This window comes from Streptomyces sp. NPDC059816 (assembly GCF_042732055.1).
Classification (GTDB): domain Bacteria; phylum Actinomycetota; class Actinomycetes; order Streptomycetales; family Streptomycetaceae; genus Streptomyces.
Genome location: NZ_JBHWIQ010000017.1, coordinates 87,488 through 105,064, shown reverse-complemented (window position 1 = coordinate 105,064; position 17,577 = coordinate 87,488). Strand labels below are relative to the sequence as shown.

General features: G+C 71.1%; 19 protein-coding genes and 1 pseudogene. 8 read left to right on the top strand and 12 right to left on the bottom strand.

The genetic code is table 11. The features are described 5' to 3' along the window. The first annotated feature begins 58 nt into the window (after window positions 1-58). The gene (locus ACFV88_RS22600; RefSeq protein ID WP_385493553.1) at window positions 59-1,681 is read left to right on the top strand and encodes a succinic semialdehyde dehydrogenase; all 1,623 of its coding nucleotides are present in this window, start codon (window positions 59-61) and stop codon (window positions 1,679-1,681) included. A gap of 130 nt (window positions 1,682-1,811) precedes the next feature. Here ACFV88_RS22600 and ACFV88_RS22595 read toward each other — a convergent pair whose 3' ends face one another. Together ACFV88_RS22595 and ACFV88_RS22590 are read right to left on the bottom strand one after the other, a co-directional pair. Further along, window positions 1,812-3,032 carry an LAETG motif-containing sortase-dependent surface protein gene (locus ACFV88_RS22595; RefSeq protein ID WP_385493552.1) on the bottom strand — a complete coding sequence of 407 codons (1,221 nt, stop codon included), beginning with the start codon at window positions 3,030-3,032 and terminating at the stop codon, window positions 1,812-1,814. Window positions 3,033-3,647: 615 nt separating this feature from the next. Continuing rightward, complete coding sequence (locus tag ACFV88_RS22590; RefSeq protein WP_385493550.1) at window positions 3,648-3,962, bottom strand: chorismate mutase; 315 nt, start codon at window positions 3,960-3,962, stop codon at window positions 3,648-3,650. A gap of 411 nt (window positions 3,963-4,373) precedes the next feature. Between ACFV88_RS22590 and guaA the strand changes: the two genes are divergently transcribed. Beyond that, complete coding sequence (guaA, locus tag ACFV88_RS22585; protein WP_385493549.1) at window positions 4,374-5,960, top strand: glutamine-hydrolyzing GMP synthase; 1,587 nt, start codon at window positions 4,374-4,376, stop codon at window positions 5,958-5,960. 130 nt (window positions 5,961-6,090) lie between these two features. Here the strand turns inward: guaA and ACFV88_RS22580 are convergent, their stop codons facing one another. The 6 genes and pseudogenes from ACFV88_RS22580 to ACFV88_RS22555 form a co-directional block, all read right to left on the bottom strand. Continuing rightward, complete coding sequence (locus tag ACFV88_RS22580; protein ID WP_385493548.1) at window positions 6,091-6,954, bottom strand: DUF3592 domain-containing protein; 864 nt, start codon at window positions 6,952-6,954, stop codon at window positions 6,091-6,093. A 25-nt stretch (window positions 6,955-6,979) separates the two neighbouring features. Next, window positions 6,980-8,098 (bottom strand): hypothetical protein, encoded by a 1,119-nt coding sequence (locus ACFV88_RS22575; RefSeq protein ID WP_385493547.1) that lies wholly within the window; start codon window positions 8,096-8,098, stop codon window positions 6,980-6,982. Between the two features lie 86 nt (window positions 8,099-8,184). Continuing rightward, window positions 8,185-9,462, bottom strand: a complete 1,278-nt coding sequence (locus ACFV88_RS22570) for a glutaminase (RefSeq protein ID WP_385493546.1) — start codon at window positions 9,460-9,462, stop codon at window positions 8,185-8,187. 157 nt (window positions 9,463-9,619) lie between these two features. Next, the gene (locus ACFV88_RS22565; RefSeq protein WP_385493544.1) at window positions 9,620-10,240 is read right to left on the bottom strand and encodes a LysE family translocator; all 621 of its coding nucleotides are present in this window, start codon (window positions 10,238-10,240) and stop codon (window positions 9,620-9,622) included. Window positions 10,241-10,308: 68 nt separating this feature from the next. Next, window positions 10,309-10,572: pseudogene (locus tag ACFV88_RS22560) on the bottom strand (DoxX family protein); the annotation flags it as partial. 108 nt (window positions 10,573-10,680) lie between these two features. Beyond that, window positions 10,681-11,418, bottom strand: a complete 738-nt coding sequence (locus tag ACFV88_RS22555) for a helix-turn-helix domain-containing protein (protein ID WP_385493543.1) — start codon at window positions 11,416-11,418, stop codon at window positions 10,681-10,683. A 224-nt stretch (window positions 11,419-11,642) separates the two neighbouring features. Here ACFV88_RS22555 and ACFV88_RS22550 point away from each other — a divergent pair, with 224 nt between their 5' ends. Both ACFV88_RS22550 and ACFV88_RS22545 read left to right on the top strand, forming a co-directional pair. Further along, window positions 11,643-12,314: a DUF4097 family beta strand repeat-containing protein gene (locus tag ACFV88_RS22550; RefSeq protein WP_385493542.1), complete on the top strand. Its 672-nt coding sequence runs from the start codon at window positions 11,643-11,645 to the stop codon at window positions 12,312-12,314. Between the two features lie 87 nt (window positions 12,315-12,401). Continuing rightward, window positions 12,402-13,517, top strand: a complete 1,116-nt coding sequence (locus ACFV88_RS22545) for a serine hydrolase domain-containing protein (protein ID WP_385493540.1) — start codon at window positions 12,402-12,404, stop codon at window positions 13,515-13,517. Window positions 13,518-13,584: 67 nt separating this feature from the next. Here the strand turns inward: ACFV88_RS22545 and ACFV88_RS22540 are convergent, their stop codons facing one another. The 4 genes from ACFV88_RS22540 to ACFV88_RS22525 all read right to left on the bottom strand — a co-directional run bounded on the left by ACFV88_RS22540 (window position 13,585) and on the right by ACFV88_RS22525 (window position 15,379). Then, the gene (locus ACFV88_RS22540) at window positions 13,585-13,767 is read right to left on the bottom strand and encodes a DUF397 domain-containing protein (RefSeq protein ID WP_385493539.1); all 183 of its coding nucleotides are present in this window, start codon (window positions 13,765-13,767) and stop codon (window positions 13,585-13,587) included. Between the two features lie 184 nt (window positions 13,768-13,951). After that, complete coding sequence (locus ACFV88_RS22535; RefSeq protein WP_385493538.1) at window positions 13,952-14,137, bottom strand: DUF397 domain-containing protein; 186 nt, start codon at window positions 14,135-14,137, stop codon at window positions 13,952-13,954. Window positions 14,138-14,324: 187 nt separating this feature from the next. After that, the gene (locus ACFV88_RS22530; protein WP_385493536.1) at window positions 14,325-14,522 is read right to left on the bottom strand and encodes a DUF397 domain-containing protein; all 198 of its coding nucleotides are present in this window, start codon (window positions 14,520-14,522) and stop codon (window positions 14,325-14,327) included. Continuing rightward, on the bottom strand, window positions 14,519-15,379 hold the full coding sequence (locus ACFV88_RS22525; protein ID WP_385493660.1) for a helix-turn-helix domain-containing protein: 861 nt from the start codon (window positions 15,377-15,379) through the stop codon (window positions 14,519-14,521). Before ACFV88_RS22525 ends, ACFV88_RS22530 begins: the two co-directional genes overlap by 4 nt. Window positions 15,380-15,575: 196 nt before the next feature. On the opposite strand from ACFV88_RS22525, the gene ACFV88_RS22520 reads away from it, so the two are divergent. The 4 genes from ACFV88_RS22520 (at window position 15,576) to tgmC (ending at window position 17,563) form a co-directional block, all read left to right on the top strand. After that, complete coding sequence (locus ACFV88_RS22520; protein WP_385493535.1) at window positions 15,576-15,872, top strand: hypothetical protein; 297 nt, start codon at window positions 15,576-15,578, stop codon at window positions 15,870-15,872. After that, on the top strand, window positions 15,869-16,000 hold the full coding sequence (locus ACFV88_RS22515) for a hypothetical protein (protein ID WP_385493534.1): 132 nt from the start codon (window positions 15,869-15,871) through the stop codon (window positions 15,998-16,000). The genes ACFV88_RS22520 and ACFV88_RS22515 overlap by 4 nt, the downstream gene beginning before the upstream one ends. Further along, window positions 15,997-16,233, top strand: coding sequence for a hypothetical protein (locus ACFV88_RS22510; protein ID WP_385493533.1), 237 nt, complete (start codon window positions 15,997-15,999; stop codon window positions 16,231-16,233). The genes ACFV88_RS22515 and ACFV88_RS22510 overlap by 4 nt, the downstream gene beginning before the upstream one ends. A 184-nt stretch (window positions 16,234-16,417) precedes the next feature. After that, window positions 16,418-17,563 carry an ATP-grasp peptide maturase system methyltransferase gene (tgmC, locus tag ACFV88_RS22505; RefSeq protein ID WP_385493532.1) on the top strand — a complete coding sequence of 382 codons (1,146 nt, stop codon included), beginning with the start codon at window positions 16,418-16,420 and terminating at the stop codon, window positions 17,561-17,563. Window positions 17,564-17,577: the final 14 nt, after the last annotated feature.

Genomic DNA, 17,577 nt, shown 5'->3' with positions numbered 1-17,577 from the left:
ACCCCTCCGGTTACCGTCGGGTACCCAAAATCCGGGGCGGGGGCCTACGCTCACGTCCATGACGGACTCGCAGGCCACCGCACCTCACCAGAGCACGTACACGAACCCCCTCGCCCCCACGCCGCCCGGTTCCCGCACGGCACAGGACGTGGTGACGCCCGAGCTGGTGGCCCAGCTCACCAAGGGGATCGTGGGCACGGGTCGCACCGCGAACCACACCCCGTTCACCGGGCACCAGCTCGCGGACCTGCCCGAGTCCACCCCCGAGGACGTCGAGACCGCCTTCTCCCGGGCCCGCGCGGCCCAGTCCGTCTGGGCGGCCACCCCCGTCCGGGACCGGGCGGCGACCGTCCTGCGCTTCCACGACCTGCTGATCGCCCGCCAGGCCGAGGTGCTCGACCTGATCCAGCTGGAGACCGGCAAGGCCCGACTGCACGCGCACGAGGAGGTCCAGGCGGTGGCGGTGTCCGCCCGCCACTACGGCCACAAGGCGTCCGCGTACCTGCGGCCCCGCCGGCACACCGGGGCGCTCCCCGTGCTCACCAAGGTCACCGAACTGCGGCAGCCGCGCGGGGTCGTCGGCCAGATCGCCCCCTGGAACTACCCGCTGGAACTGTCCGTCGGCGACGCCCTGCCCGCGTTCGTCGCCGGGAACGCCGTGGTGATGAAGCCGGACACCGAGACCGCGTTGACGGCGCTGTGGGCCCGGGACCTGCTGGTCGAGGCGGGGCTACCGGCCGACGTCTTCCAGGTGGTCATCGGTGAGGGCCCGGTCATCGGCCCCGAGATCGTCCGGCACGCCGACTACGTCTCCTTCACCGGGTCCACCCGCACCGGCCGTGAGGTCGCCCGGGGCGCCGCGGACCGGCTGATCGGCGCGTCCCTCGAACTCGGCGGCAAGAACGCGATGCTCGTCCTGGCCGACGCGGACGTGGAGGCGGCGGCGGCCGGGGCGGTCCGCGCCTGCTTCTCGTCCGCGGGACAGCTGTGCATCTCCATCGAGCGGCTGTACGTCCACGAGTCCGTCGCGGACGTCTTCCTCGACCGGTTCGCCAGCCGCACCCGGGCGATGCGGCTCGGCACGGGCCTCGCGTACGGGGCCGACATGGGGTCCCTGGTCGGTGAGCGGCAACTCGCCACGGTCAGCCGGCACGTGGAGGAGGCGGTGGCCCGGGGGGCGCGGGTGGTGGCGGGCGGGGTCGCGCGCCCCGACATCGGCCCGTACTTCTACGAGCCGACCATCCTCGACGGGGTCGGGCCCACGATGGCCGTGTGCGCGGAGGAAACGTTTGGCCCGGTGGTGTCGGTGTACCGGTTCACGGACGAACGGGACGCCGTGGCCCGCGCCAACGCCACGGCCTACGGGCTCAACTCCTCGCTCTGGACGCGGGACGCCCGACGGGGGCGTACGCTCGCCGCCCGGCTGCGTTCCGGCACGGTGAACATCAACGAGGGGTACGCGCCCGCGTACGGCAGCGCGCAGTCCCCGATGGGCGGCATGAAGGACTCCGGGCTCGGCCGGCGGCACGGCTCCGAGGGCATCCTCAAGTACACCGAGGCGCAGACCGTCGCGGAGCAGCGGATCATGCCGATGGCGCCCTCGTTCGGGATGACCGATGCGCAGTACGCCACGCTGATGAGCCGCGGCCTGCGGGTGATGAAGGCGCTGCGGCTGCGCTGACCTCCGGGCGACGGCGCCGTCAAGAACGCGACGGCGCCATAAAAGCCATAAGCGCCGTAAGCGCCGTGAACGGGTGGAGGACCCGCACCCCCCTCCGAGTGCGGGTCCTCCACGTGTGGGGGCGAGCTGCTTACGCCGGGGTGTCGGACGCCTTGCGCTTGCGGACGTAGAAGACCGCGCCCGCGCCGGCCAGGACCGCGAGTCCGCCGACCAGGCCGATGACCGGCATGGCCGAGGAGGAACCGGTCGCGGCGAGGTTGCCGGTGACCGGCTGCTGGCTCACGCCGCCCTGGGGGGTGGTGCCGCCGCCCTTGCCGGACCCGGGGCCCGGGCCGGGCTTCGGCTTGTCCGTGCCGGAACCGGTGCCGGGCTTCGCCTCGCCCGGGTCCTCGTTGGAGCTGCCGGGCTTCAGCACGGAGAAGTAGGCGTCGGTGCCGTAGTTCTCGGCGATGCAGCGCTCGCCGTTCACCGTGTCGAGGTAGCCGCCGGAGCCGAAGGCGTACCCGTCACCGACGGGGGCGTCCTCCTTGATGGCGAGCCGCAGCTTGTTGGTGACGTAGTCGTCGGGCTTCATCGTCTCGACCCCGGTGAAGTAGGCGCCGGCCCAGTCGACGGTGGTGTCGGAGTCGATCTCGTAGGAGTCCCGGATCTCGGCCCAACGCTCGGTCGTCTCGTTGAAGTACTGGAGCGACAGGAAGGGCGAGAGCGCCCTGTCCTCCTCGATCTCGAAGTTCTCGACCTCGGCGTAGATCGCGACCTCGTTGAGGGTCACGTCGGAGGTGTTCGTCGTGGTCAGGGAGAACTCGTGCCAGCCTGAGCCGGCGACGATCCGGCCGGGGAGACCGGAGATCTCCGACTCCAGCGTGTCCGCCACGTACTCCTCGTCGACGTAGTCGCACGGCATGAGCTCGTCGGGGTCCTCGCTCGGGGCGGGGGACTCGGATTCGCCGGGGGCGGGCGCGGACGAGGACTCCTCCGGCTCGTCGGACTCCTCCGGGTCGGCCGAGCCGCTGGCCGAGGAACTGACCGAGTCGCTCGGCGCGGGCGAGGTGGAGTCGCCGTCCGAGGGCGTGGTGCTCGGCGAGGACGAGTCGCCGGCGCCCGGCGAGGAGGAGGAAGAGGAGGAAGAGGAGGGGGAAGTGGAGGAGGGCGAGGACGGGTGAGCGGACTCGGACTCGGACTCGCTCGGGGACTGCCCGGGGACCTCGCTGGGCGACACCGACTCGGTCGGGGTGGCGCTCGTCGTGTTGCTGGGCTCCGTCGTGGCGAGGGCGGCCGGCGCGGACAGCAGCGCGACCGGGCCGATGACGGCGGTGACCGCCGCGATGGCCACGGCACGGCGAAGCTTCATGGAGACCTCGTGTATCTGGTCGTACCGCACCGCGGCACAGCGGGCGGGCCCGCCCGCGCGCAGCGCACGGATGTGGCCCTTGTGTCAGGTGATGTGACCCGCGGTGTCCGGTAATGGTTGTCCCGACTCTCATGAAATTCTTATGTGGCGTAGATCACTTCGACTCGGGGTCGTTTGTGTCCGGGCACGACGAAGGCCCCGCGGTGCGGGGCCGCGGGGCCTTCGGGCGGCAGCGACGTCAGGGCAGCGTCAGCGCCGCTCGGAGCGGCGCCACAGGGGGGAGGGCGGCGCCGTCTGAGGAACGGGGGGCCAAGGAGGCCGGAGGGACCAGGGGGTGAAGGGGGCTGGAGACGGTCGGCCCCGGGCGTCCCCGGAGCCGACCGTTCACTGGGGTGACCGGGCTGCTGTCCCCTGCCGACCGGTCACGGAAACCGGAGCGAGGTCCCACGACGCACGGCACGATCCGTACGTCTCATCGCTCAGGTCAAGCCACGCGTGGTACTCGCCCGCCCCTGGCTGACACGGACACCGGGACAACGACCCCCGTCGCTCGCCGGTCACGCTCCGTACGGGTGAGAGCGCCCGAACGCGGGTGCGAGCCCTCGGACGGGTACGTCAGATGCGGCCCCGGCACAGCTCCAGCAGGGTCATCGCCAGTGCGGTGCCCGGCTTGCCGAGCGCCTCCCGGAAGTGCTCCAGGACCTCCATCTCGCGGGACAGGTTCACCCGCCGGCCACCGGAGGCGATCCGGGTCTGCTGGATCACGGTGGACACCGCGACGCGCTCCTGGACCAGGCCGATGATCCGGTCGTCCAGCGCGTCGATGCGCATCCGCGCGCCGGCGATCGTCCCGGCCGCCTCCTCGGTGCGGGCGCCGGTGCGCTCGGTGACGCTCGGCGCGTGGACGCGGTCGGTGGTGGTGTGCTGCATCGGTGGCTCCTCGGGTGTCGGGCTCGGGGCGGGCGACGCCACCGGCCGACACGGTCCGGAACAGCAACAGGCGCCCCGGGCCTTGTCGGCCCGGGGCGCCTGTGGAAGTGCTCGTCAGAAGATCAAGCAGCACGACCGTGGCAACCGGCGGGCCGGATGCCATAGGTAAAGACGGAGGTCATGTGCGTGGTCACCCGGCCAGTATGCCCGGCCGCCGCCCGGGTCGGTCAAACCGGTTCCCGGACCGCCCGGATCGTGAGACGCGGGAGGTTCGCGGGAGCCCCGTTAGAATTGGAGGCAGGAGTCGTGTCGCCGGTGCCCGGCGCGCCCTCCGCCCCCGCCAGACCGGGCCCCCGGTGGCCGCGACGGCCCCCGCGCCCGTAGACCCGCTAGACAGCCGGAAGGCTCCCCGTGCCCTCAGCGACTCCCGCTGCCGCCGCCCCCGACACCGTCCTGGTCGTCGACTTCGGTGCGCAGTACGCCCAGCTCATCGCCCGCCGTGTCCGCGAGGCGCGGGTCTACAGCGAGATCGTGCCGAGCACCATGCCGGTCGCGGAGATGCTCGCCAAGAACCCGGCGGCCATCATCCTCTCCGGCGGCCCCTCCTCGGTCTACGCCGAGGCCGCCCCCAGGCTCGACCGCGCCCTGTTCGAGGCCGGCGTGCCGATCTTCGGCATGTGCTACGGCTTCCAGCTCATGGCGACCACCCTCGGCGGCACCGTGGACAACACGGGCGCCCGCGAGTACGGCCGCACCCCGCTGCACGTCAGCCGCACCGGCTCCACCCTCTTCGAGGGCACCCCCGCCGAGCAGCCCGTGTGGATGTCCCACGGCGACGCCTGCTCCGCCGCGCCCGAGGGCTTCACGGTCACCGCGTCCACCGACGTGGTCCCCGTCGCCGCCTTCGAGAACGACGAGAAGAAGCTGTACGGGGTCCAGTACCACCCCGAGGTCATGCACTCCACGCACGGCCAGCAGGTGCTGGAGCACTTCCTGTACCGGGGCGCGGGCATCGAGCCCAACTGGACCACGGGCAACGTCATCGAGGAACAGGTCGCCGCGATCCGCGAGCAGGTCGGCGACCGCCGCGCGATCTGCGGGCTGTCCGGCGGGGTCGACTCCGCGGTGGCCGCCGCCCTGGTGCAGAAGGCCATCGGCTCCCAGCTGACCTGCGTGTACGTCGACCACGGCCTGATGCGCAAGGACGAGACCGAGCAGGTCGAGAAGGACTTCGTCGCCGCGACCGGCGTCCAGCTGAAGGTCGTGGACGCGGCCGACCGCTTCCTCGACGCGCTGGGGGGCGTCTCCGACCCGGAGCAGAAGCGGAAGATCATCGGCCGGGAGTTCATCCGGGTCTTCGAGCAGGCCCAGGCGGAGATCGTCGCCGAGGCCCCGGGGGACCAGCCCGTGGAGTTTCTGGTCCAGGGCACCCTGTACCCGGACGTCGTGGAGTCCGGCGGCGGCACCGGCACCGCCAACATCAAGTCCCACCACAACGTCGGCGGACTGCCCGAAGACCTCGAATTCCAGCTGATCGAGCCGCTGCGCCAGCTGTTCAAGGACGAGGTCCGGATGGTCGGCGCCGAGCTGGGGCTGCCGGACGAGATCGTCCAGCGCCAGCCCTTCCCCGGGCCCGGCCTCGGCATCCGCATCGTCGGCGAGGTCACCCGCGACCGCCTCGACCTGCTGCGCGAGGCCGACGCCATCGCCCGCGAGGAACTGACGGCCGCCGGACTCGACCGCGAGATCTGGCAGTGCCCGGTGGTCCTCCTCGCGGACGTCCGCAGCGTCGGCGTCCAGGGCGACGGCCGCACCTACGGTCACCCGATCGTGTTGCGCCCGGTCTCCTCCGAGGACGCGATGACCGCGGACTGGACCCGGATGCCGTACGAGGTCCTCGCCCGGATCTCCACCCGCATCACCAACGAGGTCGCGGACGTCAACCGGGTCGTCCTCGACGTCACCAGCAAGCCCCCGGGCACCATCGAGTGGGAGTGACCCCCCCCACGAACCCCATGAACGCGTGAACGCCACGAACGCGTGAACGCGAACGGCGCGGTGACGGACTCCGGTCCGCCGCCGCGCCGTTCGCGTACCGGGGCGCCGCGTGCACCTCGCGTACCGGTCCTCAGAGCAGCAGCACCGCTCCCGCCGCGGCCGTCGCCGCGAGCACGACGACCGCCGCGACGTGCCACCTCACCTCCCACCCCGCCGAGCGCTGTTCGGCCCCGGGGTCCAGCGTGAACCCGGCCGGGTCGGCGGGCGGGTAGTGGACCGTGACCTCGCGACCGAACGCGCGGGCCGGGTCCGGGAGGTGCGACGTGCAGTGGGCCGTGACGGCGGTGCCCGCCCGGGTGGTGAACGACACGACCGGGGTGAGGGTGGTCATGGTGCAACTGCTGTCGTCGACGGTGACGTCCTTCAGCACCGCGACGACCCGACCCGGCACGCTCTCCATCACGGCCAGCCCCTCGCCGCGGCGCTTCTTGGCGCGTACCGCCCCGGGCAGTTGCACCGCACCGGCGACCGCCCACGGCGCACCGCCACCGATCAACGCCCACGGCCACCCCCAGCTGACCGCAGCGAGCACCACCAGCCCCACGTACACCAGGAACAGCGCGAAACTCGGCCAGCACAGTCCACGACCGGGCTCCTGCGAGGTGGAGGAGAACCGGTACGCGTGCGGTCTGCCCCGAGGATGGCTCACCCCGACCTCCCGCCCCTCCCAGGCCGCGGTGACCATCTCGCCCCGCTCACCGTCGTTCGTCACGACCACCTCCCGACCCGAGGCCGGGTCACGGTACGAGACCACCACCCAGATCCCGCCCCGCCGGGGCCCGCCGTGCCGGGGCTGCCGCACCTGATCGATCCGCCCCGTGAGCCGGACCGTCCGCTGCTCCCGGGTCACCCCGGCCAACGACATGCCGAACCCGACCAGCGCCACGCCGCCCCACACCGCGCACCACAGCACCGCGATCGCGTCCCACCCCATGGCCCCTCCTCCTACGACGATCCGCTCAACTGCCGCTGCTGCGCCCGAGCACGGTGCCCCGACCGTCCGCCTCCAGCGTTCCGCTGCCCCCGCTGCCGGTCACCACGACCCTGAGCCTCAGCGAGCCGGTGACCCCGTCGGCGATGAGCTGCCAACTCCGCGCGGTCCCCACGCCCGGCGTGGTCCCGGCCTCCTCGACCAGGTCGGGCACCCGGTCGTACGGCAGGGACCTCGGGTCGAAGCCGGCGGCCCGCACGCCGGTGGGGGAGAAGACCACCGTCAGCATCCGCTCCTGCACGACGACGGTGAGCGCCCGACGCCGGTCCGCGCCCCGCGTCAACGACTCGACGGCCTCGCGCAGTTGGTTCCCGTCGAGCATCGACTGCCCGGAACCGAGGGTGACCGTGCCCGTCGCCGAGGTCACGGTGCTCGTGGACCACGAGGAGGAGACGGATACGGAGACGGAGGGGGTGGGGGCGGGGGCGGACGGCGCGCGGCCGTCGTTCGTGCCCCCGTCGGAGTCGAACAGGTCCGCCCGGAACAGCAGCAGCACGGCGGCCACGCCGAGCAGCAGCCCGAGGAGCGTGAGCAGACCACCGGCACAGCCGCTCGGGGTCTCGCCCTTCACCACCGGACCGGGCACCGCATCCATCTCGGCCCCGGCCGCCCGCTCCTCCCACTGCGGCGTCGGCCGTTCCACGATCCGCGTCTTCCACGGTCGGTCCGGCGGGTACTCCACCACCACGACGCCGCGCGGCCGGTAGTCGGGCAGCTCGACCTGGTTGACGTCCTGCCACATCTCGACCCGGAACGCGGGTGCGTCGTCCGGGACCACGGACAGTTCGAACCGCACCGGCACGTCGCTGGTCTCCGCCTTGGTGGCCTCCCGGGCCTCGATCCTGGCGAGCGCCGTGCACGGCACGACGGCCGCTCGCCGGGCGCGGCGCGGCAGGGTGCCGAGGAAGTAGGCCAGTCCGTAGACCGCGGGCAGGGCCAGCCCCGTGACGACCAGCGGCGCCCGTTCGACCACGCAGCCGCCGATGAAGGCGGTCAGCGACGCCCCGATCACCCCGCCCGTCAGGAACCCCAGGGCGAGCCCGGCGGGCCTGCGGTGCGGGGACGGCGCGCTCGCGGGGTTCGTCATGCGGCCGATTGTCCCCGTCACGACTGCCGCCCGACAGCCCTGTGCCGAAGGGCTCTTCACCGTTCGCGGGGCCGGTGGGCGATGCGTTACGCCATCACGGCGTGCTCCACGTCCCTGACCACGGTGACCCGGCCGCCGTCGCCGGGATCGGGGTCGGGCAGGATCGACTCCGGGTCGACGAGGTACATCTCGTGACCGTCGAGCGTGAGTCGACGCACGACCTCCAGCACCATGCGCCGCGCCACGTCATCGATCGCATAGACCCTGCTGAGGTCCAGCACCACCCGGACCTCTTCGGGAGCGGCGTTCACGGTTTCCCGGACGACCCTCTCGGCCCCGGCGAAGCCGATCCCCCCTTGCAGTTCGAAGACCCGGACCGCGTTCGGTCCGTCGCCGACGACGTGGTTGGACCGCACGATGGCACGCGCAGCGGGGGGAACGTCCATCACGTGCAGACCCATGTCGGAGGAGAACCGCTCGAACAGCGACACTCCGCGCACGCTGTTCCCGTGGGCGTCCAGCCGTGGTGAGAACGTGGCGATGCCGATCTGGCCGGGGAGCGCACCGATCAGGCCCCCGGCCACCCCGCTCTTCGCCGGAATGCCGACCTGGGTCGCCCAGTCACCGGCCGCGTCGTACATTCCGCAGGTGGACATGACGCTCAGCACCTGACGCACCACCGGTTCGCCCACCACTCGTTCACCCGACAGGGGGTTCACGCCGCGGTTGGCCAACGTCGCGGCCATCATGGCCAGATCGCGCGCGGTGACGAGCACGGAGCACTGGCGGGTGTAGCCGTCGACGACGGCCCTGGGGTCCTCGGTGAGGATGCCGTAGCCGCGGAGCATGTACGCGATGGCGAGGTTGCGGTTCGCGTGCTCCATCTCCGACACGCACACCGCCTCGTCGAGCCTCAGCTCGCGACCGGCGAACGCCGAAAGACCGCGGACCACCCGCTCCACGCGCTCCGTCGGGGTCAGGCCCTCCGCACCGGCCAACGAGTGGGTGGTGATCGCACCGGCGTTGATCATGGGGTTGAAGGGGCGGCCGGTATCGCTTTCGAGGGAGATGTGGTTGAACGCCTCGCCCGACGGCTCGACACCGACTTTGGCGAGCACGGGGTCGAAGCCGCGGTCCGCCAGTGCCAGCGCGTACGCGAACGGCTTGGAGATCGATTGGATCGTGAACTCGGTGTCGATGTCACCGGCACCGTAGACCTCGCCGTCCACGGTGGCGAAGACCGCGCCGAGGCGCTCGGGGTCCGCTGCCGCAAGCTCGGGGATGTAGTCCGCCAGCTGACCAGAAGTGTCCGACTCGACCTTTCCGAGGGCCTCGGCCAGATAGTCGGGAATGACCGACCGCATGCGTTCTCCTCCGTGCCTTTCGTTCGTCGGCGCCTCACCTGATCACCGCGCCGATGCGTGCACCGTAGCCGCAGCCCTCGTACGCGGCGCTCCTCCGCCCGGTCGCGCGGCGTGGCTGCTTCGCGCTTCCACGGACGGTGTCGTGGGCCGGGAACCGTCAGCCGTCCACGGCCATCCGGACGCCGAGCACGAGCAGCACGCCGCCGGAGACCTGCTCCAGACGCGCACGCACCTTGGCCCGCGAGATGAACCCCTTCAGTCGGCCGACGAACCACACGTACAGCCCGTAGTAGCCGATCTCGAAGACCGCCCAGATGGCCGCCAGCCCGATCATGGTGGCCAGGTGCGGCGCCCCCGCGGGCACGAACTGCGGGAGGAAGGACATCGCGAAGACCGCGGCCTTGGGGTTGGCGAGGTTGAGCAGCAGACCCGAGCGGTACGCACGCCACCCCGAGCGGGCCGGCGCAGCGCCCTGGTCGGCCTCCTCGTCCTGCCCGCGGCGGGCGTTCATCAGTGCCTTGATGCCGAAGACGATCAGGACCACGGCACCGCCGATCCGCATGACGTCGTACGCCAACTGGGAGGCCGCGAGTAGTGCGGTGAGCCCGAGTGCGGCGGCGACACCCCACACGAAGACGCCGGTCTCGTTGCCCAGCACGGTGAGGAAACCGGCACGCTTGCTGCGCAGGGACTGTTGGATGATCAGCATGGTGCTCGGGCCTGGCGAGGCCGCGATCAGGGCGCAGGCGCCGAGGAAGGCGAGCAGGGTGCTTAACATCCGTCCATCGTGCGCTTCGTGGTCGGAACGTGTCCACCGGCCGGAGTGCGGGCCGGTGGGCGGTGCGATCAGCCGAACCGGCCCCAGGCGATGACGACGGCGATGGCGAACAGGACTGCGTTCACAGCGATGCTGGGCAGTTCGCGGGCCCGCAGGTGGGTGATCGCGGCGCCGATCATGAGCAGGGCCACCCCGACGGCGGCGATCGGGGTCCAGACCGGTGCGATGTCGGTGGCTGCCGGGGCCACGAGCCCGATGGCGGCCAGCACCTCCAGTACGCCGATGCCCTTGATCTGGGCCGGGGTGAAGGAGTTCACCCAGTTCATCGACGCGGCGAGCTTCTCGCGGGACTGGGCGGCACCAGTTGTCGGCGCGGGCGCGCGAGGCGGTCCCCGCCCGCTGTCACTACCAGCGGCGGATGCACTCGTTCGAGGGGCGGCCTAGGGGGCGCCGTCGGAGGTCCCGCCGGGCGTCGTGTGGGGGATCTCGCGGGCCTGGTCGGCGGCGCGGGCGATGCTCTCGGAGACGAAGTCCACGTAGCGGGCGATGTTCTCCAGGCGCGTGGCGGCCGGGGTGTCGGGGCGGAGGACGCCGACGCCCTGCCGGGCGATGTCGCCCAGGTGGGCGGTGGCCCGGGCGCTGGCCATCGTGGACTGGTACATGACGTCGTCGTCGACGACGTAGCGCTCACGGCGGTGGTCGTCGCGTTCGCGGCGGATCAGGCCCTGGCTGCCGAGGAACGTGACCGCTTTGGAGGCGGACGCGGGGCTGATCCGGAGGCGTCCGGCGAGTTCGGAGGCGGTGAGGCTGCCCGCGTCGGTGGTGTAGAGGCTGGCCAGGACCCGGGCCGTCATCCTAGGCAGGCCCGACTGCATGAAGACGGTGGCGAACGTCTCCTCGTACGCGCGCACCGCTTCGGCGTCGCGCCCGTGGCTCTGCGGGGGCGTGCCGGGGTCCGGGGCCGTCGTGGTCTTCTTGCTGCGGCGGGCGCGGCGTTCGGTGGCGCGGTGGGCGAGGTCCGCGCGGTAGGCGGCGAGGCCGCCGTTGCGCATGACCTCGCGGGTGACGGTCGAGGTCGGGCGGTCCAGCCTTCTGGCGATCTCCGCGTAGGAGAGGTCGTCGGCCAGTCCCAGCGCGATCCGCTGGCGTTCCTGCTGGGTGAGTCGGCCTCCTGGCATCGCATTCTCCTCCGTGATCGTCCGCGGGCTCCCCACGGTAGCGTTCACTTTCGATCCATTGCAACGTGCCGCAGCTTGATCGTTGCGTTAAAAATTCCCCCATTGCAATGAATGCACTGCTCTGAGCTGCGATTATATCTATCCATCGCAACGGCGTGATTGCCAAATCTGGAAATGCAACGTAGCTTTTCCCTCATCGGAAACAGCAACGGAAGGGCAGTACGATGCAGAAGTTCGACACCCCCACCCCGGTCACCGTCATCCTGGACGTCCCCGCCGGCGACATCCGTCTCATCGCCGCCGACCGGGCCGACACCACCGTCGAGGTCCTCCCCAAGAACCCGTCCACGGGCCGCGACGCGAAGGCCGCGGAGCGCACGGAGGTCGTCTACGGCGACAACGTCCTGCGGATCACTGCCCCGCAGGCGGACAACCAGGTCTTCGGCCCCTCCGGATCCGTCGAGGTCACGGTCCAGCTGCCCGCGGGATCCCACGTCGAGGCGAACGCGGCCCTCGCCGGGCTGCGGGGCGTCGGACGGCTCGGCGACGTCACCTTCGAGACCGCTCAGGGCACGGTCAAGCTCGACGAGGCCGCGAGCGTCCGGCTGACCCTCCAGTCGGGCGACGTCACGGTCGGCCGTCTGGGCGGCGACGCGGACATCAGCACCCAGAAGGGCGACCTCCGCGTCGACGAGGCCGTGCGCGGCACGGTCACGCTGCGCACCGAGCACGGCGAGATCTCCGTCGCCGCCGCCCGTGGGGTCTCCGCCTCCCTGGACGCCGGCACCTCCTACGGCCGGATCCACAACACGCTCCGGAACGCCGACGGCGCCGACGCCGCCCTCACCGTCCACGCCACCACCGCCTACGGCGACATCAGCGCGCGCAGCCTCTGACGCGGACACACACCCCGCGCCGATCCGGCCCGTTCACCCGCACTCTCCCCACCGCACTCCCCCCTCAGACCTGAAGGAGCACCCACCATGTCCCTCACCCTTGGCAACCAGGACCGTCCCGAGCTGCGGAAGCTCATCGAGGGGATGATCGAGTCCGGCTTCACCGGTGTGACGATGCGCCTGCACGACGAACAGGGCGAATGGGTCGGCAGCGCCGGGGCGCGCGAGCTGGGCGGGACCGAGAAGCCCCCGGTGGACGGGTACGTCCGGATAGGCAGCAACACCAAGACCTTCACCGCGGCCCTGGTGCTGCGGCTGGTGGCCGAAGGCGCGATCGAGCTGGACGCCCCGGCCGCCGACCACCTGCCCGGGTTCGGGCTGGACCCGCGGATCACGGTGCGGATGCTGCTGCGGCACACCAGCGGGGTGTTCAACTTCACTGGCGAGTACCACGCCGACGGGACCTTCACCCCGGGGATCCCCGCCACGAACACGGGCCAGGAGTGGGTGGACAAGCGGTTCACGGCCTACCAGCCGGAGGAACTGGTGCGACTGGCCCTGTCCCGACCCGCGCGGTTCGAGCCGGGAACGGGCTGGAGCTACTCCAACACCAACTACGTCCTGCTCAGGCTGCTGGTCGAGAAGGCCACCGGCCGCTCCTTCGCCGGGGAGATGCGGCGACTGGTCCTGGAGCCGCTCGGACTGTCGGACACCCTGGTGCCGGACGGCGACCCGGAGCTGCCCGAGCCGCACGCCCGCGCCTACTACCGGTACGAGGACGCCGGGCGGACGGAGACCGTCGACGTCACCCGGCACGACCCCTCCTGGATCTCGACCGGCGGAGACATGATCTCCACCACCCGGGACCTCCACACGTTCATCTCCTCGCTGCTGAGCGGCAAGCTGCTGCCCGCCCCGCTGCTGGCCGAGATGTGCGAGCCGCACCCCGAGACCGGTTACGGCCTGGGCCTGTTCGTCCAGCAGGCGAGCGGGAACGGCGGCACCATCATCACCCACAACGGCGGCGTGGCGGGCCACGGAGCGCTGATGTACAGCACGGCCGACGGCAGCAAGACCCTGATCGCCGCGCTGAACTATGTGGACGACGCCGCGCTGTCCCTCGCCGAGGCGTTCCAGAAGGCCGTGGCACAGCTCGTCGAGGAGGTGTTCGGCGGCCAGGACACCCCGGCGGCCGAGCGGTGATCCTCCCCGCTACACTCCCGCCACCCAGCGAAAACCACAGGTCAGACAGCGAAATCCTGCTGGAGTACTAGGCGTGGTCGTGCTGGAGCCCGGCGATGAACGCGGACCAGCCGCGGGCCGAGATGGATGCGGTCGGCCCTTCTTCGCCGCGCTTGCTGTCCCGGAACGCGACCCCGTCGTTCTGTGTACGTACCTCCACGCAGTTGGCCTGGTCGGTGCTGTACGACGACTTGACCCAGTGGTTATCCACCCGGGCATCTCCCTGCCACGTCGGGGAGGGCCCGGGGATGCGGGTCCTCGTCCAGCTGTTGTGGACCAGATGCCCCGGAACCCCTCGGTTCACTAGTCCACTGCGGCAACTGGTCATCAGCTTGCAGCACTGCGCCCCCGCCCGGGGTTCGACCGTACGGGGGCGCTCCCGTGTTCTTGGCCCGCTACGACAGCGAGTCCGTGCTCTGGAGTCCTGCGACGAAGTGGCGCCACCCGTCGAGGGTCACCGTCACGTGGGGGCCTGCCCCCAGCCACTTGCTGTCGCGCATGGCTACGTCGCCGAAGCTGCGCCGCACCTCAACGCAGTTGGGGCTTCCAGAGCTGTATGTCGACTTCACCCACTCGGTCATGACTCTCCCGTGGTTTGCCACATCGGTGAGGAGAGGGCGTGTTGACTCCTCGTCCAGCTGTTGTGGACCAGATACCCAGGAAGGTCGCGGTGTACTGCTTCACTTCGGCAGTTGCCATCGGCTGACAGGGCTGCGCCCCCCGTCTGCCACCTGGCTGGGTGGGGGGCGCTCCTCGTATCCGGGGCCGTTATGTCTGGTTGGCGTCTGAGAGGTCCGCTACGAACGCACTCCAGCTGCGTGCGGCGACCGCCACGATGGGTCCCGATTCGCCGCGCTTGCTGTCCCGGAACTGAACCGCGTTGCCGTGTCCGCGGACCTCCACGCAGTTGTGCGTGTTCCCGTTGCTGTACGACGACTTCACCCAGTCTTGACCTATGGTGCTCATGTCTCTTGATAACTCCTCGCCGCCTCGGCGAGGACGCGACTACTCGCATCCTCGCCAAGTGCCATGGACCAGATACTCGCGAAGGCGGCGCCGTACTGCTCAACCTCCGCGTCCTTGTCAAGGTAGTACCCGCTGGTCAGCGTATCGCCATACACAGTGGTGGGCTCTCCCCCAACTACGGTCGGGAATCTCATCATCACGAACGACCCTGAGAGAACTCCGGGGTGGGCTCCCACCGACAGCGGAACTACCCTGATCGATGCCCGTCTGACCCCCGCCACGTACACCAAGTGCCCGAGCTGCGCGGCCATTACCGCCGCGCCGCCGATCGGTCGGCGCAGTGCGGTTTCATCCAGGGCTACGCGGACCTTGGGTGCTCCCTCCGTACGGGTCAGGATTCTCTGCCGCGCCATTCTGATGTCGACGCGAGTCTCCACTTCTTCGTCAGCCATGGTGGGGTAATGACTGCGCACGATGGCGCGAACGTAGTCAGGTGTCTGGAGCAGGCCCGGTACGAGGTCACCTTCGTAGGTGTCGATCTGCCAGGCGGTCTCCTCCAGGCTGGCGTACATGTTGAAGCCGGGCGCGTTGTAGCTATGCCACCAGGCGCGCGTCTTGGACTCCTGCGCTAGCCCCATCAGGGCCGCCGCTGCTTCGTCCGCGCCGTACACGGTGCACATGTTCTGCACGTCCATGGACCGGAGCGGGGTTCTACCCCCCTCGATCCGCCAGATTTTCGACTCTGACCACTCCAGTCGGTCGGCAGCTTCCCGCTTCGTCATCCCTGCGGCTTGACGGAGCTGGCGGAGGTTCCGGCCGAGTTGCCGCCGAGCGACTGTGGTTTGTCCCCTGACCATTCGGTCCTCTCGAAAGTCGTGCACGGTGCGTGAACTGTCACGCACCGTGCGCCGGTGAAGGGCTACTCGCACCTCGTTCGGTGCCAAACCCACCGTGCACTGTTGCACGGTGCCTCATCGCCCGGGCAGCGTTGAGGTTAGACAACCCCCGCCCAAGTGCGGGGCGTTGACCGAGATCACCCTCACGAGGAGACACATGGAACCCCCTCACCCTCAACCCCAACCGCCCCGCCCGACGCTCGCGGAAATCCGCGCGGGCGAACACGGAACCCCGCCCCCGCCCGGCGGCGACTACGCCGCGGACCTCGCCGTCGAGCGGCTGACCGCCGCCGCGCGGCAGAGCGGGATCGAGCTGCCCGGGCTGTCCGTGCTGGAGGACGGCCCCCGGCCCCCGCTGGTCTACCTGGGGTGGTGCAACGCCCGGGCCGGCGAGGTCATCGCGGAGGCCTTGATCATGCGTCGACTCGTGGGCACCCCGGGGACGGACGCGTGAGCCGCACGCGTCGTCGACCGCGCTACCGGGTGACCCCGGACGGGACCCTGTGGGGCGGCATCGTCCTGCTGCTGGCATGGGGGTCCCTTATGGTCGTCGTCGTGCTCGTCGCGACGGAGGGCATGTGAACCCGGGGACGCCGGAGGCCCCCGCGGTCGGTGCGGTCGTGTTCGACCCCACCAAGGGCGCGGTGGGGCGGGTCATCGGACTCCACGACGACCTGGCGATGCTCCAGCGGCCCGGGGGCCGGCCGTGGGCATCCTTCGCGGCCACCCTGCGCCCGGCGGACACCCTCCAGCGGGCCCGTCACGAGTCCATCGCGTACCGCTACGGGAGGCGCGTCCCCGGCCGGGGGTACTGACAGGATCGAGCCCGCTCGGAAGCGACCTCCGGGCGGGCGCCACCGCCCGGGCCCCCAGTGCCCTGGAGAGCGACCCGAACGGCCAACGGCCAACGGCCAACGGCCAATGGGCGTGGCAGCCCGCGGAGGCCACCTCGGTGATCGCCCGCGCCCTGGCCGACCAGTTGGAGAAGGGCCCCGACACGTGAGTACATCGGCACGGCTCCGCGACACCCTGACGGACAGACTCACCGAGGACGGAACCCTGACGGAACCCGAGTGGAGCAGCGCCGCCCGGTCGGTGCCCCGGGAACTCTTCACGGGGTCCTACTTCGCGCCGGTGGCGGGCAGCGCCCCCACCCGTTACCGGCCGGTGCGGGAGGGCACGCCCGGATGGCTGGAAGGGGTCTACTCCGACCGGACGCTGATCACCCAGCTGGACGGCCGGACCAGGCCCGACGACGTAACGGAAGGGGCGGCCGTGTCCGGTTCCCCGTCCTCGTCGTCCACCCTGCCCTCGCTGGTGTTGCGCATGTGGCAGCAACTCGGCGTCGAAGCGGGGCACCGGGTACTGGAGATCGGCACCGGAACCGGGTACTCGACCGCCCTCGGCGCGCACCGTCTCGGGTCCACCCGGCTCACCAGCATCGAGTACGACCCGGTGGTCGGTGCAGCTGCCGCTGCGGCGCTCGAAGCAGCCGGGTTCGCCCCGCGACTGATCATCGGTGACGGGCTGCGCGGCGACCCGGACGGGGACCCGTACGACCGGCTCATCGCCACGTGCGCGGTCCGGTACGTTCCGCTGCCGTGGCTGCATCAGGTGAGGCCGGGCGGAAAGATCCTGGTCACCCTGTCCGGGTGGGGTTACGCCAGCGCCCTCGCCCTGCTGGAGGTGACCGGTCCGGGGGAGGCCACGGGCCGGTTCCTGCCCGGATGCACCAGCTTCATGATCGCCCGGCCGCACGACCGGCCGCCCCGCCCGACGCTGGCCCTGTTGCCCGGCGACGAGCGCCCGAGCCGGATCGACCCCGGGAAGCTCGACGAGTGGACGGGTGCCTGGGTCGCGCAGCTCGCGGCGCCCGCGGCCGAGCGTTTGGGGGCGGGGGCGGAGCAGATCCTGTGGGACGTGTCCACCGGTTCGCAGGCCCGGACGGCTGCCCACCCCGACGGCGGGTGGACCGTCGTGCAGCGCGGGCCCGTGCGGCTGTGGGACCGGGTCGAACGGGCCGTGCAGTGCTGGCAGTCCGCCGACGAACCCGGGCAGGAGGCGTTCGGCCTCACGGTCTCGGCCGCCGGCCAGCGGGTGTGGCTCGGCAGCGAGGACGGGCCCGGCTGGGACCTGCCGATCTGACGCGTCCCGTCCGG